This is a genomic window from Sulfitobacter sp. CB2047 (assembly GCF_000735125.2).
GTDB classification, from domain to species: Bacteria; Pseudomonadota; Alphaproteobacteria; order Rhodobacterales; family Rhodobacteraceae; genus Sulfitobacter; species Sulfitobacter pontiacus.
Genome location: NZ_CP072613.1, coordinates 2,364,502 through 2,384,933, shown reverse-complemented (window position 1 = coordinate 2,384,933; position 20,432 = coordinate 2,364,502). Strand labels below are relative to the sequence as shown.

General features: G+C 62.4%; 19 protein-coding genes. 9 read left to right on the top strand and 10 right to left on the bottom strand.

Annotation, left to right across the window (positions count from 1 at the left end; translation table 11 throughout):
• The first annotated feature begins 19 nt into the window (after positions 1-19).
• The gene (locus IV89_RS11855) at positions 20-439 is read left to right on the top strand and encodes a hypothetical protein (protein ID WP_037943780.1); all 420 of its coding nucleotides are present in this window, start codon (positions 20-22) and stop codon (positions 437-439) included.
• Positions 440-445: 6 nt separating this feature from the next.
• Here IV89_RS11855 and IV89_RS11850 read toward each other — a convergent pair whose 3' ends face one another.
• The 5 genes from IV89_RS11850 to IV89_RS11830 all read right to left on the bottom strand — a co-directional run bounded on the left by IV89_RS11850 (position 446) and on the right by IV89_RS11830 (position 7,704).
• Positions 446-2,020, bottom strand: a complete 1,575-nt coding sequence (locus tag IV89_RS11850; RefSeq protein WP_037943782.1) for a Ppx/GppA family phosphatase — start codon at positions 2,018-2,020, stop codon at positions 446-448.
• A gap of 179 nt (positions 2,021-2,199) precedes the next feature.
• Positions 2,200-4,374 carry an RNA degradosome polyphosphate kinase gene (locus IV89_RS11845; protein WP_037944974.1) on the bottom strand — a complete coding sequence of 725 codons (2,175 nt, stop codon included), beginning with the start codon at positions 4,372-4,374 and terminating at the stop codon, positions 2,200-2,202.
• Positions 4,375-4,426: 52 nt separating this feature from the next.
• Positions 4,427-5,110: a hypothetical protein gene (locus IV89_RS11840; protein WP_005852349.1), complete on the bottom strand. Its 684-nt coding sequence runs from the start codon at positions 5,108-5,110 to the stop codon at positions 4,427-4,429.
• Between the two features lie 4 nt (positions 5,111-5,114).
• Positions 5,115-6,194, bottom strand: a complete 1,080-nt coding sequence (locus tag IV89_RS11835) for an AI-2E family transporter (protein WP_037943783.1) — start codon at positions 6,192-6,194, stop codon at positions 5,115-5,117.
• A 148-nt stretch (positions 6,195-6,342) separates the two neighbouring features.
• Entirely contained in the window at positions 6,343-7,704 is a 1,362-nt protein-coding gene (locus IV89_RS11830; protein ID WP_037943785.1) for an FAD-dependent oxidoreductase, read from the bottom strand.
• 186 nt (positions 7,705-7,890) lie between these two features.
• Between IV89_RS11830 and proS the strand changes: the two genes are divergently transcribed.
• The 5 genes from proS (at position 7,891) to IV89_RS18645 (ending at position 12,729) form a co-directional block, all read left to right on the top strand.
• Positions 7,891-9,231, top strand: a complete 1,341-nt coding sequence (proS, locus tag IV89_RS11825; protein WP_037943787.1) for a proline--tRNA ligase — start codon at positions 7,891-7,893, stop codon at positions 9,229-9,231.
• A gap of 86 nt (positions 9,232-9,317) precedes the next feature.
• Complete coding sequence (locus IV89_RS11820; RefSeq protein WP_037943789.1) at positions 9,318-9,830, top strand: DUF2937 family protein; 513 nt, start codon at positions 9,318-9,320, stop codon at positions 9,828-9,830.
• A 158-nt stretch (positions 9,831-9,988) separates the two neighbouring features.
• On the top strand, positions 9,989-11,236 hold the full coding sequence (locus tag IV89_RS11815) for a lipoprotein-releasing ABC transporter permease subunit (RefSeq protein ID WP_051843944.1): 1,248 nt from the start codon (positions 9,989-9,991) through the stop codon (positions 11,234-11,236).
• A complete protein-coding gene (locus IV89_RS11810; protein WP_005852360.1) occupies positions 11,229-11,912 on the top strand; it encodes an ABC transporter ATP-binding protein in 684 nt (227 codons plus the stop codon). The genes IV89_RS11815 and IV89_RS11810 overlap by 8 nt, the downstream gene beginning before the upstream one ends.
• An 82-nt stretch (positions 11,913-11,994) precedes the next feature.
• Positions 11,995-12,729, top strand: coding sequence for a type I secretion protein (locus IV89_RS18645; protein WP_037943793.1), 735 nt, complete (start codon positions 11,995-11,997; stop codon positions 12,727-12,729).
• A gap of 6 nt (positions 12,730-12,735) precedes the next feature.
• Here the strand turns inward: IV89_RS18645 and IV89_RS11800 are convergent, their stop codons facing one another.
• Positions 12,736-13,170, bottom strand: coding sequence for a DMT family transporter (locus IV89_RS11800; RefSeq protein ID WP_037943795.1), 435 nt, complete (start codon positions 13,168-13,170; stop codon positions 12,736-12,738).
• Here IV89_RS11800 and IV89_RS11795 point away from each other — a divergent pair.
• Positions 13,169-13,693: a cytochrome c gene (locus IV89_RS11795; protein ID WP_037943797.1), complete on the top strand. Its 525-nt coding sequence runs from the start codon at positions 13,169-13,171 to the stop codon at positions 13,691-13,693. The genes IV89_RS11800 and IV89_RS11795 overlap by 2 nt on opposite strands.
• Here IV89_RS11795 and IV89_RS11790 read toward each other — a convergent pair.
• Complete coding sequence (locus IV89_RS11790) at positions 13,690-14,370, bottom strand: hypothetical protein (RefSeq protein WP_037943800.1); 681 nt, start codon at positions 14,368-14,370, stop codon at positions 13,690-13,692. The genes IV89_RS11795 and IV89_RS11790 overlap by 4 nt on opposite strands.
• 416 nt (positions 14,371-14,786) lie before the next feature.
• Here IV89_RS11790 and IV89_RS11785 point away from each other — a divergent pair, with 416 nt between their 5' ends.
• Positions 14,787-15,311: a hypothetical protein gene (locus IV89_RS11785; RefSeq protein ID WP_146152946.1), complete on the top strand. Its 525-nt coding sequence runs from the start codon at positions 14,787-14,789 to the stop codon at positions 15,309-15,311.
• 239 nt (positions 15,312-15,550) lie between these two features.
• Here the strand turns inward: IV89_RS11785 and IV89_RS11780 are convergent, their stop codons facing one another.
• Entirely contained in the window at positions 15,551-17,512 is a 1,962-nt protein-coding gene (locus IV89_RS11780) for a DNA topoisomerase IV subunit B (RefSeq protein WP_005852372.1), read from the bottom strand.
• Positions 17,513-17,662: 150 nt separating this feature from the next.
• Between IV89_RS11780 and IV89_RS11775 the strand changes: the two genes are divergently transcribed.
• Positions 17,663-18,334 (top strand): dimethylsulfonioproprionate lyase family protein, encoded by a 672-nt coding sequence (locus tag IV89_RS11775; RefSeq protein ID WP_005852376.1) that lies wholly within the window; start codon positions 17,663-17,665, stop codon positions 18,332-18,334.
• A 24-nt stretch (positions 18,335-18,358) separates the two neighbouring features.
• Here the strand turns inward: IV89_RS11775 and IV89_RS11770 are convergent, their stop codons facing one another.
• Positions 18,359-19,231, bottom strand: a complete 873-nt coding sequence (locus IV89_RS11770; protein WP_037943801.1) for an alpha/beta hydrolase — start codon at positions 19,229-19,231, stop codon at positions 18,359-18,361.
• Positions 19,228-20,373, bottom strand: coding sequence for a dienelactone hydrolase family protein (locus IV89_RS11765; RefSeq protein WP_037943803.1), 1,146 nt, complete (start codon positions 20,371-20,373; stop codon positions 19,228-19,230). The genes IV89_RS11770 and IV89_RS11765 overlap by 4 nt, the downstream gene beginning before the upstream one ends.
• Positions 20,374-20,432: the final 59 nt, after the last annotated feature.

Below are 20,432 nucleotides of genomic sequence, written 5' to 3'. Positions count from 1 at the left end.
ATAGGGCAGTCTTCACCGCATGAGACAGTTTCTTTTGACCACCACCCTGATCTGCCTGTCCAGTGTCGCCGTGGCACAAGAGCAGGAAAACGACGGCTCCGGCTTTTCCTTGATGGAACGCGGGGCGCGGGATTTCTTTGACGGTATGAAGAAAGAGATGGCCCCCGCGCTGGAAGGGCTGGGCGAGTGGGGGCGCAAGGCCAGCCCCGCGCTGCGGAATTTCATTTCCGAGATGGGGCCCGCCTTTACCGATCTGCTGGAAGAGGTCGAGGATTGGAGCGTCTATGAGCCGCCCCAAAAGATGCCCAACGGCGATATTGTGATCCGCCGCAAGCCAGACCCCGCGCCGGAAGATGACATGCCCGAAGACAAGACACCCGATGAAACGCCGCCCCCGCCCGCGATCTATCTGGACGAGGTGCCGCAGATCGACCTGTAAGACAGGCTATTTCTTGCAGGTCTTAAGCTGGACCTCGGCCCCCAGGGACAGGGCGAGGGAATTCAGTCGCGCTTCGGCGACCTCTCCGAACAGGGGCATCATGTCGTCGGTCAGCCACAGCTCCAGCAGCTTTTTCTTGGGGAACCAGCGCAGGTGGCCGCGCTCTTCCTCGGGGTTCATCCAGAGCATCGCGCCAAAGCGCATGGCCTTGCCCAGAATTTCAGCCTCTAGCCGGGTCTTTTCATCGACCATTTCATAGAGGTCTTCGAAACGGGTATTCTCGCGCTTGTTGGAATAGCGGTGCAGCAGCGCCAACCCCAGATAGATCCGTTCTGAATGTTTCAGCCCGCCCAGATTCGCCCGTGTTGCGTTGTCGAAACAGACTTCGGCGCGGTAGTCGGGATGCGCGCGCCAGCTGACGTCGTGCAGCAGGCAGGCGGCCTTGACCAGACGTTTGCGCTGCGGCGGCGCGGATTTATAGAGCGGCAGGATAAAGTCGAACAGCGCCTTGCCGAACCCCGGTGTGCGCGCGTCCTTGGCTTCGGCAAAACGGCAGGCTTCGATCAGCGGGTCGCGGTCGCGCAGGCGTTGGGGCATCTGTTCATACAGCATCCCCTCGCGGATCCCGTAGCTGGAGATCGCGATATCCTTGGGTTTGAAGGTCTTGACCAGCCGCGACAGCACTTCGGCGGCAAAGGGCACCAACGCCATCCGGCTGGAGGAGACGCCACTGATCTTGCGCAGCTCTTCATGGTCGCTGGTCTGGATGTGTTTCACCGTCTCGCGGACGGATTTCGGGGTCATCCGGTATTCATGCAGCACGTGCAGCGGGTAGCCGCGGCGCACCATGTCGATGCGCGCAATCGCGCGCCATGAGCCGCCCACCAGAAACAGACGGTCGCGCTGTGCGCCCATCTTTTCGGCCAGCCCTTCGATCACTGTCTTGATCTGCGCCTGCCGTGCCTTGGCACCGCCCTTGATGTCGCGCAGTTTCAGCGGCCCGAGCGCCGAGGTCACCCGCTTGCCCACGCGCCCGCCCGAGATTTCCGCCAGCTCCATCGACGACCCGCCGATGTCGCAGACCAGACCAAAGGCACCGGGCCAGCCCAGCAAAACACCCTGCGCTGACAGCCGCGCCTCTTCCTCGCCGTCGATGACCCAGATCTTCAGGCCCGTCTCGCGCTGCACCTCGTCGCAGAAATCAAGCCCGTCGCTGGCGTCGCGCACGGCGGCGGTGGCGACGACGGTCAGCTCGGACAGGCCCATGCCCTGTGCCAGCTTGCTGAAGCGGCGCATGGCGGAGAGGGCGCGAACCCGGCCTTCGGGCGACAGGTGGCCTGTTTCGGCCATGCCCGCCCCAAGGGCGCACATGATTTTTTCGTTGTAGAAATAGGCAGGCGACCGTGCGGCCCCGTCAAACACCACCAACCGGACAGAGTTCGACCCCACATCGACCACACCCACACGCGCCAGCGCACGGGCCGATGGGTCTTGGAACAGGGGTTTGCCGAACAGGCCCAGATCAGCGACGCCCGTTTCGGGCACGGGAGAGGGCGGAGGGGTGTCGGTTTTATCTGCCACGGACGCTCCTGCGGGGGCCTTTGTTTGGGGGGCAAGTTGGCCCAGCCGGCCCGCCGCGTCAATCGTTAACGCAAACGGGCACGTGAAAAACCCCGCCGCGTTGGGGGGATATAAACGCCAGCGGGAACGCAAGCGGACAGATGCGCCTTCGGCGAGAGTTTACAGGCAAAATGAAGCGGTTAGTCTTCGGTATGGGTCAGTTTCGGGACGTCGGATGCGCCCGCCGTGCCGCGTCCGGAGAGAGAGGGGTTCTCCATGAAGAAGCGGTGGCAGTTGAAGGCGAAGGTGCCTTCTGCAATCTCGGGGCGGGCAAAGCTGCCATCGGGGGACATGACCCAGCTTTGCGCCACATCCGCAAGATTGGCCGCCATGACCTGACTGGTGATCTGCGCCTTGACGGTGGGGTTCTCGATCTCGACCAGGGTTTCGACGCGGCGGGTCAGGTTGCGGCCCATCCAGTCGGCGGAGGACATGAAGACCCGCGATTTCTTATGCGGCAGCCCGTAGCCATTGCCAAAGCAGACGATGCGTGAATGCTCCAGAAAGCGCCCGACGATGGATTTCACGCGGATGTTTTCGGACAGCCCCTTGATGCCGGGGCGCAACCCGCAGATGCCGCGGATCACCAGGCTGATTTTCACCCCTGCCTGGCTCGCGGCGTAGAGCGCGTCGATCACATCCGCATCCACGATGGAGTTCATCTTGGCCCAGATCTCTGCCGGTTTTCCGGCTGCGGCATGGTCGGCCTCGGCGGCGATCATTGCCAGCAGGCGCGGCTTCAACGAAATGGGCGAGATGGCGAGGTTGTCCAGCGTGTCGGGTTGCGCGTAGCCCGACAGGTAGTTGAACACTTTGGTCGCGTCGCGGCCCAGCTTCTGGTCACAGGTGAACAGTGACAGGTCGGTATAGATCCGGGCGGTGATCGGGTGATAGTTGCCCGTGCCATAGTGGGTATAGGTGACCAGTTGATCGCCCTCGCGGCGCACCACGGTCGAGATTTTCGCGTGGGTCTTGAGGTCGAGAAACCCATAGACGACATGCGCGCCCGCGCGTTCCAGCCGGCGTGACTGGCGGATGTTGGCAGCCTCGTCGAAACGCGCCTTGAGCTCGACCAGCGCGGTGACGGATTTCCCGTCTTCGGCGGCTTCGCACAGTGCCTCTACGATGGGGCTGTCGCGCGAGGTGCGGTAAAGCGTCTGTTTGATCGCCACCACATCGGGATCGCGCGCGGCCTGTGCCAGAAAGCGGACCACCATATCGAAGGTCTCGTAGGGGTGGTGCAGCAGCATGTCCTTGGACCGGATCGCGGCGAACATATCGCCTTCGTGGTCGGTCACGCGTTCGGGGATGCGCGGGGTGAATTGCGGCCAAAGCAGATCGGGGCGGCTGTCGGTCACCAGTTCGGACAGGTCGTTGATGCCGATCATCCCGTCCAGTTCGATCACATCCTGCGGGCGCACGCCCAGTTCGGCCATGACCACGGATTTCAGCTTTTCGGGGGCACCGGCGGAATGGGTCAGGCGCACGACCTCGCCGCGGCGCCGGCGTTTCAGGGCGACCTCGAATTCGCGCACCAGATCTTCGGCCTCTTCCTCGACCTCAAGGTCGCTGTCACGCAGCACGCGGAATTCGAAATGCGCCTTGAGCTTGTAGCCCGGAAACAGCCCCGGCACCTTGAGCACCAGCAGATCCTCGAGCGGCAGGAACCGCAGCGAGCCTTCGGCGGCGGGCAGGGCGACGAAACGGTCGATCTGCGCCGGAATCGGCAGCAGCGCCTGAAGCGGGCGCTTGTCGCTGGTGCGTTCCAGTTGCAGCGCCAGCGCGTAACCGGTGTTGGGGATGAAGGGGAAGGGGTGCGCGGGATCAATCGCCAGCGGGGTCAGAACCGCAAAGACGCGGTGCAGGAATACATCGTCAAGATAGGCCAGATCGGCCGCGTCCAGATCAGCGGCGCGTTCGAGCATGATGTTCTGGTCGTCCATCTCGGACATCAGATCGACCAGTACGCGCTGTTGTTCGGTCATCAGCTTGCGCGCGTCTTCGTTGATCAGCACCAGTTGCTGGGCAGGGGTCAGCCCGTCGCTGGCGGGGGTGGTGTTGCCTGCTTGGGCAAGCTCGCGCAGGCCCGCAACACGCACGGTATAGAATTCGTCGAGGTTGCCCGCCGAGATCGACAGGAAGCGCAGGCGTTCCAGCAGCGGCACGCGGGGGTTCTTCGCCTCTTCTAGAACACGCCAGTTGAACCCGAGCCAGCTGAGCTCGCGGTTATAGAAACGACCGGGGCCGGTGATGTCCAGATCGGGCATATCCTGCGGCGGAACGAAGGCGGATTCGAGAAAGTCAGCGTTTGTCATGACGGCCTTATGGCGTTGCATTGTAATGGGTTTGTGACGAAATCTGAGAAGATTATCGCGCGGCGTTAAACCCATTGTCCAGCACTTGTGCAGCCAGCGCCCGTGTCACCGGCTTTTGTTGCGCCAGACTGGCGGCATCCAGGGCCGCGACCAGATCACCCGCGGCGGCGAAAGACCGGTCCATGCGCAGCAACAGATAGGGGATCACATCGGGTTTGGGGGTCAGCTGGCGGTCGGCCAGCAGCTTGGCCATGACGGCCGTGAGCAGGCTGTCATCGGGCGCTTCAAGTGCTGCCGCCGTCGCCGCGCGCATACGGCTCGTCAGGTCAGGCAGATGCAGCCCCCATTGGGGCACCGCCGGGGTGCCGGTCAGCAGCAGGCTATGGCCTTCGGCCAGCACCAGATTGTGCAGGTGGAAAAGATGCGTCTCGGCCGCATTGTCGCCCGCGATGTCGGGCACGTTCTCGACCGCCAGCGGGCCCTGGGCCAGCGCGGGGATATCGCCCGTGGCAATGTCGCGCGCGTCGATGATACCTGCGCCGGACAGATTGGCCCAGACATGCGCCAGATGGGTCTTGCCTGATCCGGGCGGTCCGGTCAGCACCATCTTGCGCCCCGCCCAGGCCTGCCAGCCCTCGATCATGGCCACGGCAATCGCGTTGGACGGGGCGACGAAAAAGTCGTCCCGTCCCAGTGCGGGGCGGCTGGGAAGGTCAAGTCCAAGCTGTTGTGCCATCGTGTCAGTCCGCCGTTTCGTCCAAGGTCTTGCGCTGCGTGCCCTGATACAGCGAGCTTTCAACATATTGCTCGGTCGCGAAGCGTGCAATCACGCCAAGGGCGGCGGCAATCGGCACGGCCGCCAGCATGCCGACAAAGCCGAACAAAGAGCCAAAGACCGACAGCGCGAGGATCAGCCAGACCGGATGCAGCCCGACCGAATTGCCCACCAGCTTGGGGGTGAGGAAGTTGCCTTCAATCATCTGGCCGAGCACGAAGATGCCCGCCACCATCCCGATCGAGAACCAATCCCCCCAGAACTGGAACAGCGCCAGACCGATGGCCAAGGCTCCGCCCAGAACCGCGCCGAGATAGGGGATGAAGGTGACCAGCCCCGCGATAAAGCCCACGACAAGGCCGAATTGCAGCCCCACCAGCATCAGCGCGATGGCATAATAGGCCCCTAAAATCAGGCAGACGGTGCCCATGCCGCGGATGAACCCCGCCAGCGTGCGGTCGATGTCACGCGCAAGGCGACGGATCACCGGCGCGTGGTCGCGCGGCAGCAAGCGGTCGATCTGGGCGACCATCCGGTCCCAGTCCAGCAGCAGATAGACGGCAACCACCGGCACGATCACAAACAGCACCATCACGTTCAGCAGCGACGCCGCCGAGGAAATCGCCGTGTTCAGCACCTCGCCGCCCCGTTCCTGAATGGTCGACCCGATAGAGTTGATCGAGCTGCGCAGCGTCGATCCTTCGTCCAGCAGGGCGGGGAAACGTTCGGTCAGGAAATTGGTGAAATTGCGGGTCAGCTCGGGGGCGACCTCGAACAGGTTGACGGCCTGATTGATCAAGGTCGGGATCACCAGCAGCGCCATCAGCACAAAGATCAGCAAGGCGACAAGCGTGATCACCATCGTGGCCATCGCGCGGCTCAGCCCCATGGCTTCAAGCCGGTCGGCCACGGGATCCAGGAAATAGGCAATCGCCGCTCCGATCAGAAACGGCAGCAGCACGTCACCGGTGAACCACAGGAACACCAGAAAAAGCGCCCCCGCGACACCCCAGTATTTCATCTGATCTCTGATAGGCAGGCCCATGCCGCATCCTCGCATTCTGGTTCCGGTCGACATTGCGCAACGGGGGCGATTTTTCAAGGCCCGTGGTGAAATGGATCGGCAGCACCCGCCGATAGGGCAGGTGCCTTCGGCGAGGATTTAGAGCCATTTGGAAGCGGGCGTGGCGCGGTCAATGCAAGCGGACGCCCTGATCTTGCAGGGTTTTTTGCACGCGCTCCAGCGGGACGGCGTCCAGCGGGCAGCCCGAAGCCAGCGCGATGGCCGCCGCGACGCCCGCGCCTTGGCCTGCCACCGTGCAACACGCCATGTTGCGCGTGGCGGCATGAGCGATTTTATCGCCGCCGATGGCGCGGCCCGCGACGAGCAGATTCTTCACCCCTTTGGGCAGCATCGCACGGTAGGGGATATGCATGTAGCGCCCCGTGGTGGGGATGATCAACACGCCGTAGCCGTCGATGAACTCGGGGTAGATGCCGATACTATCGTCAAAACGGGCCTGCTGGCGCACGTCGGTTTCGGTCATGTTGTAAACCGCGTCGATCTTGCGCGTATCGCGGATGCCGATGCTCATGCCGAAATTGCGCAGCCGCGCGGTCTCGCAGCCCGGCGTATAGGCCTTGAGCGCGTCAATCGCGTGCATCGCCTGCGCGCGGCCCTCGATCTCGAAGCGGGTCATGCTGTCGGGGTCGGTGCCGTCGCATTCCGCAAGGTGGATCAGGTTCATATAGGTCATCTCGCCACTGTCATGCACAGCGCCCCATGTGCCCCCGATGGTATTGAGGTTGGCGGGCATACGCCCGTCGCGGATGGCCTGGGCAAAGGGTTTGGCCAGAAACGGAGAGAACATCGCGTCTTCCTTGCCATCGGTTTCGACCACCCATTCGCCTGTGGACCAATTGGCATAGGTTTGCGGGTCGGCCTTGACCCCCGCCATGAAGGCCGCCTTATCGACGCCCGCGATGTGGAACATGACCGAGGCGGCCTGCATCTCCTCGACCGGGGTCTTGTAGGTCGGGGCACCTGCACGGTGGGCGACATCGGCGTCGCCCGTGGCATCGATCACGATTTTGGCGAGGATCGCCTCGCGGCCCGCTTTTGATTCGACGATGACACCCCGGATCGTGTCGCCCTCCATGATGGGCGCTACGAACTGGCGGTGCAGCATCGGGTGGATGCCTGCTTCGGTCACCAGCCGGTCGGCGACAAGTTTGAACCCCTCGCTGTCCAGCTCGTAGCTGAGCGATTGGGATTCAGGGCTGGCAGCCCCCATCGCCTTGGCGCGTTCCTCGAATTCCCAGCCGATGCCGCCGGCCTCTATCGTCTGTTCATGGCGGTACCAGGCAAAGCCTTCGACCCCGACCACGGTGATATTGCCGCCAAAGCAGCCGAACCGGTCGAGCAGCGTCACCTCTGCCCCGGCGCGGGCGGCGGCAAGGGCCGCGGCCAGACCACCGGGGCCGGAGCCGATCACCAGCACGCCGGTCTCGTGGATCACAGGGGTTTCGCGCGCGGGCTCTAGGATCATGGTCATGGGGCGTCCTTTTTGTTTTGTGCCGCTGACAACAAACGCGTCTGTGCGCCGAGGGTCAATCGGTTGCGGGACGCGTGACCTGGTGCCCCGCTTCTTGGTGCCTGCTGTTGGTGCCCCGTCTCTTCGTGATTGTCTCGGCGCGGGGATTATCATAGTCAGGTGCCAATTCACTCTGAGAGGATCATCATGCGTCTGTCCCGTTATTTTTTGCCTGTGCTCAAGGAAAACCCCTCTGAGGCGCAGATTGTCAGCCACCGGTTGATGCTGCGGGCGGGCATGATCAAGCAATCGGCGGCGGGGATCTATTCGTGGCTGCCGCTTGGCTTCAAGGTGCTGCGCAAGATCGAAACCATCGTGCACGAAGAACAGCAGCGTGCGGGCCATATCCCGATGCTGATGCCGACGTTGCAATCGGCGGACCTGTGGAAGGAATCCGGCCGCTTTGACGCCTACGGCCCCGAGATGCTGCGCATCAAGGACCGTCAGGACCGTGACATGCTTTATGGTCCCACGAACGAGGAAATGATCACCGATATCTTCCGCAGCCACGTCGGGTCGTACAAGGATCTGCCGATGACGCTATACCACATCCAGTGGAAATTCCGCGACGAGGTCCGCCCCCGTTTCGGCGTCATGCGGGGCCGCGAGTTCCTGATGAAGGACGGCTATACCTTTGATCTGACGAAAGAAGATGCGCTGCACGCCTATAACCGCCATCTGGTGACCTATCTGCGCAGCTATGAACGCATGGGGCTCCAGGCGATCCCGATGCGCGCGGACTCCGGCCCGATCGGCGGCGACGACACGCATGAATTCCTCGTGCTGGCGGAAACCGGCGAATCCGAGGTGTTCTATGACAGCCAGATCACCGAGCTGAAGTTCGGCGACCGCGAGATCGATTATGATTCCGTCGACCAGTGTCAGGCCGTGATGGAGGAGTTCACCTCGCGCTATGCCCGCACGGACGAGACCCATGACGAAGCGCTTTTTGCCGAAGTCCCCGCCGAACGCCAGCGCAGCGCGCGCGGGATCGAAGTGGGGCAGATCTTCTATTTCGGGACGAAATATTCCGAACCGATGGGGGCGACCGTACAGGGGCCTGATGGCAAGCCTGTGCCGGTGCACATGGGGTCGCACGGCATCGGCGTCAGCCGTCTGCTGGGCGCGATCATCGAGGCATCGCATGACGACAAGGGCATCATCTGGCCCGAGGGCGTGACGCCGTTCCATGTGGGGATTGTGAACCTCAAGCAGGGCGACGAACAGGCGGATGCGGCCTGTGACGCGCTGTATGCCAGCCTGCAGGCTCTGGGTCTGGACCCGCTATATGACGACACCAAGGAACGCGCGGGTGGCAAGTTCGCGACGATGGACCTGATCGGCCTGCCATGGCGGATCACCGTCGGGCCGCGGGGGCTGAAAAACGGTGTGGTCGAGGTGACCTCGCGCCGCACCGGCGAAAGCGAAGAGATGACGCCCGAGGCCGCGGTCGAAAAGATCGCCGGGATTTATCGCGGTATCGCTTAACCTTTAACGACGGGCCTTGTAATGAGGGGCCTGGAAGAACGGGGGCGGATCATGAAGCGCTGCACAACGGACCTTTGGGGCGTTTCATGATCCTGCGGGCGCTGACCCTTGCTGGCGGTGTGGCGGGCGCGGCGGTGACTTCGCAATTCCCCGAATACTCGCAACAATATCTGCAACGGTTGGGCGGTGCGGTCGATGCGCTGCACGAGGTCGTTGCCGATTTCGATGCCAGCGCCCAAGCGGTCGGCCTGTCGCGCAGCGATGCCTTGGCGCAGATGACCGGCACCGCGTTTATGGAGCGTCGCCGCGCCGATATGGCCGCGACCTTTACCCGCTACGAGACATTGCAAACCGCCCTGACCCGACTGCAGGGGCAGGGGCCTTTCATGCGCGCCTACCACCTGCCGCAGATGTCGGACCCGCAGATCGCGGGGGCGGCGTGGCAGGCGTTTCAGCCCGCTGTACCGTTGAACTTTGCCGGGGTGGTGTTTGCGGCTGCGGGCTTTGTCGCGGGCGGCTTGGGGCTGGGGGGGGTGCTGCGACTGTTACGCGCCCCGTTCCGGCGGCGCGGCGCCCGCATACCGGCGCAGGGCCGCTGACACGCGCAGCTTTACCTGCGGTACAAGCTGCCGCGCGACCACTCCTCGCTTGACCCGATGCGCCGAAACCGCGAGGTTGCGCGCGATTGATCCCAGATCGGAACCATCCCTTGGCCAAACCAGTATCCTCGACACCGCCCTTCGCCCCTTTTGAATGGATGATCGCCTGGCGCTATCTGCGTGCGCGTCGCGCCGAAGGTGGCGTGAGCGTGATGACCTGGATCAGCCTGATCGGGATCACGCTGGCGGTTTTTGCCCTGATCGCGACCCTTGCCGTGCGGTCGGGCTTCCGGGCTGAATTTGTCGATACGATCCTTGGGGCCAATGCCCATGTGACCGTCTATAATATGGCGTCGGTGGATGAGAACGGCGTGTCCCAGACGGGGATACCCGATTACACCGAGATGGCCGCCCGTGTGGCCCAGGTGCCGGGCGTGACGCAGGTGGCCCCTTTGGTGCGCGGTCAGGTGATGGCCAACAAGGGGCAGGCCAACGCGGGGATCGAGATTTTCGGCATTGATGCCGCGGATCTGGCCAATATCCCGCGCATCGCCAACCCCGAAACCGCCGACGGCGATCTGGCCGATTTCGAACAGGGCATCGCCATCGGGTCCGGCGTGGCACAAGCACTGCGGGTCGGCTTGGGCGATACGATCAAGATCATTTCTCCGAACGGGGTGAAAACCGCCTTTGGCACCTCCCCCCGCGTGAATGGCTACGAGGTGACCTATATCTTCTCGGCCGGGCGCTATGACATCGACCGCACCCGCGCCTATCTGCCTCTGGCCGAGGCGCAGTCCTTCTTCAACCGCGAAGGCGTCGCCGACGAGCTTGAGGTGATGGTCGAAAACCCCGATAGCGTGGATGATCTGACCGTGCCGCTGCTATCCGCCGCGGGGGAACGCGGCCTGATCTGGACATGGCGCGATGCGTCGGGTTCGTTTTTAAGCGCGCTGGATATCGAGGACCGCGTGATGTTCGTGATCCTCAGCATCCTTGTGCTGATCGCGGCGATGAATATCGTCTCGGGCCTGATCATGCTGGTCAAGAACAAGGGGCGCGACATCGGGATCCTGCGCACCATGGGGCTAAGCGAAGGGTCGATCCTGCGCGTGTTCTTCATCTGCGGGGCCTTCACGGGCATCATCGGCACCGCGATGGGGGTGATCCTTGGCTGTCTCTTCGCGCTCTATGTCGATCAGATTTTTGCCGTCGTGAACTACCTCTCGGGGGGAAACGCATGGGATCCGTCGATCCGCGGCATCTACTTCCTGCCCGCCAAACTGCAATTCGCTGACGTGATGTCGGCCATCGGCCTGTCGCTTGGCCTGTCCTTCGTCGTCACCATCTTCCCCGCGCGCCGTGCCGCGCGCATGAACCCAGTCGAGGCGCTGCGCTATGAATGATCCTGTTTTGCGGCTCTCGGGGATTGGCAAATCCTACAACCCCGGCCAACCGAACGAAGTCAACGTGCTGCGCGGCATCGACCTGACCGTCGCCGCTGGAGAGGTCGTCGCACTGGTCGCCCCCTCTGGCGCGGGCAAGTCGACGCTGCTGCATATCGCGGGTCTGCTGGACACGCCCGACGCGGGGACGGTTGAAATCGGCGGCACCGATATGACAGGGCAGTCCGATCGCAAACGCACTGGCGTGCGGCGGCGCGATGTGGGCTTTATCTACCAGTTCCACCACCTGCTGCCTGAATTTTCCGCGTTGGAAAACATCGTGTTGCCGCAGCTTGCGAACGGTGTCTCGCAGTCCGAGGCGCAGACCCGCGCGCTATCGCTGTTGGACGAGGTCGGCATCGGCCACCGCGCCGACCACCGCCCGGCGGCGCTGTCGGGGGGCGAGCAGCAACGGGTCGCTTTCTGTCGTGCGCTGGCCAATGCGCCGCGGCTGCTGCTGGCGGATGAGCCCACAGGCAACCTTGATCCGACCACCTCGGATCAGGTCTTTGCCGCGCTGATGACGCTGGTGCGGGGCACGGGGCTGTCGGCGGTGATCGCGACCCATAACCTTGAGCTTGCCGCGCGGATGGACCGCCAGATCCGGCTTGAAGCAGGGCAGCTCGTCGCGCTTTAAGGCAGTTGCCTTAATTTATCCTTACCCAGACCCAACTGGTGCCACGAGCAGGGGGCAAACTGTGTCAAAACAGGATGCTACCATGTCACCTTTGCTCGTCATGCTCTTTGCCGCTTTCGGCCCCATGCTGGCCGTGTTTGACCCGTTTGGCGAGGATACGGAGGATGAGGTCGAGGACGAAGAAATCCCCATCGGCATGCCCGATATGGGGACGACCACGGGCGCAGGCATGGACGATGCGCTGACCCCCGACCCGGCAGAGCCTGAAGCCGAGGCACCAACAGATGTGCCGACCGCGGAGGATCCAGCGGTCGAGACGATCGACCACACCGCGCAACCCCCCGAGGATGACGCACAGTCGCAAACCGGGACGGCGGGGGATGATACATTGCAAGGCACCGACGGGCGCGACATCCTGTTTGGCGGGCAGGGCAATGACACGCTTTCGGGTGGGGTCAACGCCCAAGACGGCAACGACGACGGGGTCGCGGACGAGCTGATCGGCGAAGACGGCGACGACAGCCTACGATTGGGCGCGAATGACACCGGCATCGGGGGCACGGGCGCGGACAGTTTCACCGCGATCTACGGTGCCACAGGCGGGATCACGGTCACCGATTATGACGTGGGCACCGATGCGCTGATTGTCGAAACCGACGATGAAAACGCCTCTGTCACCGATCAGACCGTCGCGGATGGGGAGTTGACGGTCACGCTCAGCACAGGGCTTACCATCACCCTGCCGGGGGTCGAAAACCCCTTGGCGGAGGATGAAATCCTCTTTGTGCTGACCAACCCGCTACAAGACGCGGCCTGATCGGCCTCAGGCTTGCTGGGATAACCAGACACCGGCACACATCAGGGCAATGCCAGCCGCCCGCGCGGCTCCCAAGGGTGCCACCTGCGCGCCGAACAGCCCGAAGTGGTCAATCGCCGCGGCGCTGAAAAGCTGGCCCACCAAAACAAAGAACACCGCGTTGCCGACGCCGAAATGCGGCGCGATAAAGGTGATCGACAGGATGTAGAACGCCACCAGAAATCCGGCCAGCAGCAGATGCTTCGGGGCCGCGGGGATCTGCGCAAACCCTTGCCGCCCCACCAGCATCGCGACCAGCAAGCTGACGGTGAACGCCACCACAAACAGCACCGTAGCCGCTGCCGCGGGGGATCCGATCCGGCTGCCAAGCCCTGCGTTCAACGCGGCCAGAACGGGAATGCCAACCCCGGCCAAAAGCATCACAACTGCATAATGCGCCATGAGTATTCCTAATCTTTCCCGTTTCTTGATCCAGATCATGGCGAAGACCCCCGCCAAGGGCAAGCATCCCCGTGACCTACCGGAGGATCATATGATGAAAACCACAATCGCCCTCGGCGTGCCGCTGTTCCTGGGGCTGGCCGCCTGTATGCCCGCACAGACCCCGCCCGACGCCCCCGACCGCGCGGAAGGGGCGGCATTTTTTGCCGAAAACTGTGTGCAATGCCACGGGCTGAACGCCCACGGGGCCGGTGCCGCGGCCAAGGGCCTTCGCCCGCAGCCCCGCGACCTGACCCTATTGGCGCGCGACAATGGCGGGCGGTTTCCGCAGACCAGAACGCTGGCCTATATCTACGGCGACCCGGCGGGCGATGCCACAGACAGCCACCTGCAACGGGTGATGCCACAGTTTGGCGAGGGCATGGCGCTGGATCTGGTGCCTGTCGATCTGGATGGCCAGTTGACGCCCACACCACGGGTGCTGGCGGGGCTGCTGGTCTATCTTGAAAGCATCCAGCGTTAACTACAGATCCCGTTCACCTCGACCCCGTCCCAGGGCATCCGCACCGCATAGGGCCGGCTTTGGGGCAGGGGTGCTACGGGCATCTCTTGCGAGATCAGCGCATGCAGCCTTTTGGTGCGCGGTGCCTGCGGGTCCAACGCACGACAACAGACGAATTCCTCGACGATAGAGCCTTGTTGTTCAAAGGCGAAATCCAGAAACTTCGGGTCGCTCTCCAGATCAAAGAGATACGGGTCCGCCCCGCCGCCATGTTCAAACGCCGCACGCAGCGGCGAATAGCCCGTCGTCTTGCGGTTCTGCCACTGCCAGATATGGGTCAGCTCATGGGCAAAGATCATCGCCGCGATCAGCCCGACCCGGTCGGGATAGTCGGGCAGGTAATCGTCCAGATACCAGTCTTCGTCAAACAGCACCGTATTCCAGAGCGCCACGGCAGCGGGCTTGGTGGTGATCACCTCGCCGACCTTTTCGGGCGGCAGGATACGTTCGCGACAGGTCGTGCGCGGCCGCGCCTTGCGCGTCATCGTCACCCCGCGCGAGGGCGACCCGTCATGCAGCCGCACCTTGGGGTAATTGAGCGTATCCCCCATGATGTCGCCCGCGAACAGCAGCTCATTCTGGGTCAACGGCCGCCCGCAAGAGGCCAGAAACATGAGGAGGATGAAGGCGCGGATCATGGCGAAACGTTGAGTGAAAGCGCAGGGCGGATCAAGCGGTATTTTTGACACGAGGCCCGTGTTGAAATCTTCCGAGGGAAGGTTTCAGGGGCGAACGGGCGGAGCAGATATCCTGCGGAACAGATGTTAAGGGCCGCGCCTGACCCTGGGGCGGAGGCCGTCTTGCAAACTGTCCGGGGGACAGTTTGAGGCTGGAGGGATGCGTCAACATCGAGGGGGCATGAATTCGTCGTTAACCGTCGAGTAAGATTTGTCAATTAGACCATTTATTGAACGAGCAACAAGTGATCGTAGACGCACTTTGTCAAAGAAAAGAGTGCGGGTTTCAATTAAAGCCACGGGGAGCTATCGCTTAAGTTGTGTTTTGTGCTTGCGCTGTTTCCGCATAGATTGAGCACTTTTGGGAAAGGTTAAGAATGAAGCAACTTCTACACGACGACGGATCATGGGCACATCTGTTAGAGGAGTGGGCAAAACAGTGTCACGATTTCGATGAAGATTTTTCTTCATATATGCCAGCTACTATTCCGCTCTTAGGGGAACAGATTGAGATTTGTTCAGGTGAACGATGGAACGGCGTATATGCCCATGTAGATGCTGCAGGGGAGCACCACGCTGTGTGCTTTGTGAACCGCGCATTCATTCCGCGCTTCAGCGGTCGAGTTTTGCGTGTTAGAAACCTAATCCTTGCTCCAAAGTATGACTTAGGGAGCTATAGCGCCGATGATTATGCACGCCTGCTAGCTTCAATATTCGAATCAGTTTTGGCTTTAAGTGATCGAGACTTGGTATGCCCGCACGTCAAAATCCACTTCCGAAGTCCAGTTGATCTCGATTTGTTCCGCAATTTTTCAGAGGAAATGACTAAGTTTGGTCACTTTTCGGATATCAAAATGGTTGGATCATGGCTATTTGTTAGCAAATTGCTAACTGACACATAGTATGCCGAGTTAGGTTTTTATGTACGGGAGAGTTGTTATGGCTTGCAGCCTACGGGAACAAGATAGTTACAAGGCTTTTCTGAGCGCAATTAAAAAAGTTGGGCTCACGGAACTCAAGAAGTCAGAAATGTTTGGTTCAAATGAACAGCAGCAGCTATCAGGCGTTTTGAAAGCCGCTGCATAACCCCTTACCCTTCCATTTCGGTTCAAGTTCCGAAATGGAAGGGTATCACCCCCCCTCAAACATCCAGCTCCTCCACAAACTGGGCGTTCTCCTGAATATACTGGTAGCGTAGCTCGGGCTTCTTCCCCATCAGACGCTCGACCAGATCGCCGGTCTCGCCGGGCATGTCTTCGTCGACGGTGACGCGGATCAGCTTGCGGGTGGTGGGGTCCATCGTGGTCTCTTTCAGGTCTTTCGCGTCCATCTCGCCCAGACCCTTGAAGCGTTGCAGATCGATCTTGCCTTTGCCGCCCAGGCCTTTCTCAAGCCACATGTCCTTTTCCGCATCATCCGCCACATAGACGCGCTTGGCCCCTTGGGTCAGACGGTAAAGCGGTGGACAGGCGAGGTAGAGGTGCCCGGCATCGATCATCGGCCGCATCTGGGTGTAGAAGAACGTCATCAGCAGCGCCGCGATATGGGCCCCGTCGACATCCGCATCGGTCATGATGATGATCTTGTCATAGCGCAGGTCATCAAGGTTGAACTTCGTGCCCATCCCGACGCCAAGCGCCTCGCATAGATCGTTGATCTCGGCATTGGTGTTCAGCTTGCTCGACGCGGCCCCCAACACGTTGAGGATCTTGCCCTTCAGCGGCAGCAAGGCTTGCGTGTTCCGGTTGCGCGCGCCCTTGCCGGACCCACCGGCGGAATCGCCCTCCACGATGAACAGCTCGGTGCCTTCGCGGGTCTTGGAGGTACAGTCGGTCAGTTTGCCGGGCAGGCGCAGCTTCTTGGTGGCAGTCTTGCGGGCGGTTTCCTTTTCCTGACGGCGGCGCAGGCGTTCTTCAGCGCGCAGCACCAGAAAATCAAGGATCGCACCCGCAGATTTGGTATCCGCTGCCAGCCAGTTGTCAAAGTGGTCGCGCACGGCGTTTTCCACCATGCGCTGCGCGTCCACCGTCGCCAGACGGTCCTTGGTCTGGCCGACGAATTCAGGCTCGCGGATAAAGCAGGACACCAGCGCACAGCCGCCGGTGATCAGATCGTCGCGGGTGATGGTGCCGGCCTTCTTGTTGCCGACCAGCTCGCCATAGGCTTTGACACCCTTCAGGATCGCGGACCAGAAGCCCGCCTCGTGGGTGCCGCCTTCGGGGGTGGGGATGGTGTTACAATAGGACTGGATGAAACCATCGCGCGACGGCGTCCAGTTGATCGCCCATTCGACCTTGCCCGGTGCGTTGAACTTCTCGCGGAAGTCGACGGTGCCGCCAAAGGGATGCTCGGCGTAGGTTGTCGAGCCTTTCAGCGTTTCGTTCAGATAGTCCGACAGGCCGCCGGGGAAGTGGAACGTCGCCTCTTGCGGGGTGTCGCCGTCCTGCTGGCCGCATTTCCAGCGGATTTCGACGCCGGAAAACAGATAGGCCTTGGACCGCGCCATCGCGAACAGCCGCGCGGGCTTGAGCTTGAGCGGGCCAAAAATCTCTGCATCGGGGTGGAAGGTGACAGCCGTGCCGCGCCGGTTCGGGGCCGCGCCGATCTTTTCAAGCTTGCCTTGGGGGATGCCGCGCGAAAACTCCATCGCGAACAGCTCGCGGTTGCGCGCGACCTCGACCCGCAGGTGATCCGACAGCGCGTTGACCACGGACGACCCCACACCGTGCAGACCGCCCGAGGTCTCGTACGAATCGCCCGAGAATTTGCCGCCCGCGTTCAGCGTGCAAAAGATGATCTCCAGCGCCGATTTGCTGGGGTCTTTGGGGTGCGGATCGGTGGGGATGCCGCGCCCGTTGTCACGCACGGTGACATGGCCGTTTTCATGCAGTTCCAGTTCAATCCAGGTGGCATGGCCCGCCACCGCTTCGTCCATCGAGTTATCGATGATTTCCGCGACCATATGGTGCAGCGCGCGATCGTCCTTGCCCCCGATGTACATGCCGGGGCGCAGGCGCACGTGCTCCATATCCTCAAGAACCTGGATCGAAGAGGCATCATATTCCTTGGCGTTGCTCTGCGCACCGGAAAGAAGATCGGACATGTAGGGGCCTGCCTGTCTGTTGCTTTTGTTGAGCCTCCCACTATGCCAGAGCGCTATGGTCGGGGGAAGGGCGGATGACGTCGCAATGCGGTGTTTCCTGCGCCTGTGCCTTTGCTATCATCGGGGCAGGAAACCGTTGGAAGGCTTGCCATGACGTTTGACACCGCCGCTCCCACCACCCTGCGCGATGTGCCCGACTGGCGCTATATGATGCAGGAATGTGACGAGCTTTATCGCTACCTGCCCGCGGGCGGCAGCGACCGGATCAAAAGCCATCAACGCAAAGCGCGCGAGGCCATTGCAAGGCTGCTGCGGGGCAATGCCGAACTGCGGTTACAGCCGCGTGCGGAAAAGCCCGTCACTGCCCATCTGCGCCGCGCGCTGGACGAGGGCAAGCAGGGGGCCTTGGCCCCCGCGGTCCGGGCGCTGGATGCCGTGGCCCATGACCTCAGCTGGCAATACGGCTACGAGAAAGTCCCCAAGGGGCTGACCAACAGCTATGCCTATGCCGAACTGGCAGGGGCGCAGGGTCCGGTGGTCAGCCATGATATCATTCTGGGCGTGGTGCTCTTCGCGCCGGGCTGCACCTATCCGGCCCATGCCCATAAGGGGATCACCGAAAGCTACGTCTGTCTGTCCGGCGCGGTGTCCGAGAACCATCAGGGCGTCTATGTGCCCGGATCGATGATCTTTAACCCGCCCGAACATCTGCACCGGATCACCGTGGGCGACCGCGAACCGGCGCTTCTGGCCTATGCGTGGATGGGCGATCCTGCCGATCTGCACCAGCAGAAAATGGTCTTTACCCGCGCGCGCAAGTAAAACGCGGGACGGGGCAGGCGCGGCCTAAAGCCAGTTCAGAATGGCCTCCGCCACCTCTTGCGGTTTTTGGTGGTGCAGCCAGTGATCCGCGCCCTCGATGGTGATGCGGGTCAGGTCGGGGGCGTAGTCCTCAAGCCCGCGGGTCGTCTCGGGCAGCAGCGCGGTATCATCGGTGCCCCAGACCAGCAGATGCGGGCAGCGCACCTGCAACCGCGCCGGATCAAAGCTCAGCGCGTCGTCAATCGCCTCGCCCTCGGCCCCCAGCTTCAGCGGAGAGGCGCGATACCAGTTCACCATCCCGCGCAGCCCCGCCGCATCACGCCACGCTTGCTTGTAGCCCGCCAGCGTCTCGCCCTCTAGCCAGCTCATATCCATATGCGCCGAGAACAGCCCCATCAGCTTGCCGAAATCATCTGCGGCCAGAATATCCTCTGATCCCTCACGGCGCAGAAAATGGATGTATTGCGAGGCATCGGTCTGCGCGCCGCCCTTGGCCAGCTCGCGCTGGAAGGGGGCGGGGTGGACGCCGTTCATGATGATCAGTTTCGATACCAGATCAGGCCGCCCGATGGTCAGCGCATAGGCGACAGAGGCCCCCCAGTCATGGCCCAGCAGGATCACGGGCTCGTCCCCGATCAACGCCGCCATATCCGACACCAGCTTCGATGTCTTGTACTGCTCTACCTCGGCGGGTCGCCAGCTCTGCCCATAGCCGCGCTGGTCGGGGGCAATGCAATGGAACCGCTTGGCCAGCAGCGGGGCCAGATCGTTCCACGCGCCCGAATATTCGGGAAAGCCATGCAGCATCAGCAGCTTGGGCGCGTTCTCATCGCCCCAGTGGCGAATAAAGAAAGGATTGCCGTTGATCTGGCGGGTTTCGGTCCAATGGGCGGTCATGTCGTCTTCCTTTTCGGTTTGTCCGGGGCGGGGCCGGCGGGCAAATGCTCCAGTCGCAGCCCTACGGCGGAGCCCGGGGCGAAACCGGGCCAGTCAGCCCCGTCCAGCATCCCTGCGGTGTCGTCACCGCGCAGATGCATGCCCATAAAGGCCGCCGCATAATGTTGCGCGATATTGTTCATGCGCAGCGTGTCCCAGACCGGATCGGCATAGTGCTGGAACGGTGCCCACCCCAGCAGATCCGAATGCGCCCAGCTTTCCAGCGGGGCAGGGATCGGCGCGGCGGCATTATGGCCCGCGTTGATAAAGCTTAACAAATAGCGGTCGCTGGCGCAGTCGGTGAAGAGGCGGCGCATCGCGGCATAGTCTGATACATCATCGACGGTGCCGGCCATCATGAACAGCGGCGTGTCCATCTGCGCCAGCCCATCGGCATCCCACATCGCCTGCCCGTTGCCCCAAGGGCCGATGGGCATGATCGCGCACAACCGCGGGTCGCGCAGGGCGGCGTGGGTCTTTGACCCCGCAAGATGCCGCGCAAGGCTGCCGCCCTCGGGCGCGCGGGGGTGCTGCAACGCCGTCTCGGCCAGACCCGCCCCGCCAAAGATCATCGCCCCGTAGCCGCCCATGGAATAGCCGATCAGCCCGACGCGGCGACACGCCACCAGATCGCCCAAGGGCCCCGTCAGCGCCTCCATCGCGTCAATCACCGCGCGCTGGTCCAGCGGACGGTTCAGCAACGTCACCCCGAAGGCCTGCTGATCCTCGTAGGTGCTGCCCGCGTGATCCGGTGCCGCCACGACAAAGCCTTGGCGCGCAAGGGATTCCGCCAGATGGCTCAGCAAAAAGCGGTTGCCGGGATACCCGTGCGAGATCACGATCAGCGGCGCGGAAAAGCCTGCGGCGACAAAAGCCTCGCGGCAGGCCGACCCGTGCAGCACAGTCGGCGTCACCCCGTCGCGCAGCAAGGTGGCATAGGACGTCCCCGCACCCGTGCCGTCGGCCGCCGGATACCAGACCTCAAGCGTCAATTGGCGCGTGTCGGACACAGGGGCGGTCAGGGTGGTCACGCCGACGGGATGGGGGCCACGCTGCGCCAGCGCTGGCGCGTCGGGGCGCAGCAGATCGATGCGGTTGTGCAAGGCGGTATCCTCCCAACTTCGGTGTCGCGACTGTGGCGCGGCCAGCCGCAGGGTGCAAG

Excerpts from the sequence above, each read along its gene's own strand:
- IV89_RS11845 (WP_037944974.1), bottom strand. The coding sequence starts at position 4,374 with ATGACAAACGCTGACTTTCTCGAATCCGCCTTCGTTCCGCCGCAGGAT.
- IV89_RS11855 (WP_037943780.1), top strand. The coding sequence starts at position 20 with ATGAGACAGTTTCTTTTGACCACCACCCTGATCTGCCTGTCCAGTGTC.
- IV89_RS11770 (WP_037943801.1), bottom strand. The coding sequence starts at position 19,231 with ATGACCGCCCATTGGACCGAAACCCGCCAGATCAACGGCAATCCTTTC.
- IV89_RS11820 (WP_037943789.1), top strand. The coding sequence starts at position 9,318 with ATGATCCTGCGGGCGCTGACCCTTGCTGGCGGTGTGGCGGGCGCGGCG.
- IV89_RS11790 (WP_037943800.1), bottom strand. The coding sequence starts at position 14,370 with ATGATCCGCGCCTTCATCCTCCTCATGTTTCTGGCCTCTTGCGGGCGG.
- IV89_RS11785 (WP_146152946.1), top strand. The coding sequence starts at position 14,787 with ATGAAGCAACTTCTACACGACGACGGATCATGGGCACATCTGTTAGAG.
- IV89_RS11835 (WP_037943783.1), bottom strand. The coding sequence starts at position 6,194 with ATGGGCCTGCCTATCAGAGATCAGATGAAATACTGGGGTGTCGCGGGG.
- IV89_RS18645 (WP_037943793.1), top strand. The coding sequence starts at position 11,995 with ATGTCACCTTTGCTCGTCATGCTCTTTGCCGCTTTCGGCCCCATGCTG.
- IV89_RS11830 (WP_037943785.1), bottom strand. The coding sequence starts at position 7,704 with ATGACCATGATCCTAGAGCCCGCGCGCGAAACCCCTGTGATCCACGAG.
- IV89_RS11840 (WP_005852349.1), bottom strand. The coding sequence starts at position 5,110 with ATGGCACAACAGCTTGGACTTGACCTTCCCAGCCGCCCCGCACTGGGA.
- proS (WP_037943787.1), top strand. The coding sequence starts at position 7,891 with ATGCGTCTGTCCCGTTATTTTTTGCCTGTGCTCAAGGAAAACCCCTCT.
- IV89_RS11815 (WP_051843944.1), top strand. The coding sequence starts at position 9,989 with ATGATCGCCTGGCGCTATCTGCGTGCGCGTCGCGCCGAAGGTGGCGTG.
- IV89_RS11800 (WP_037943795.1), bottom strand. The coding sequence starts at position 13,170 with ATGGCGCATTATGCAGTTGTGATGCTTTTGGCCGGGGTTGGCATTCCC.
- IV89_RS11780 (WP_005852372.1), bottom strand. The coding sequence starts at position 17,512 with ATGTCCGATCTTCTTTCCGGTGCGCAGAGCAACGCCAAGGAATATGAT.
- IV89_RS11775 (WP_005852376.1), top strand. The coding sequence starts at position 17,663 with ATGACGTTTGACACCGCCGCTCCCACCACCCTGCGCGATGTGCCCGAC.
- IV89_RS11795 (WP_037943797.1), top strand. The coding sequence starts at position 13,169 with ATGAGTATTCCTAATCTTTCCCGTTTCTTGATCCAGATCATGGCGAAG.
- IV89_RS11810 (WP_005852360.1), top strand. The coding sequence starts at position 11,229 with ATGAATGATCCTGTTTTGCGGCTCTCGGGGATTGGCAAATCCTACAAC.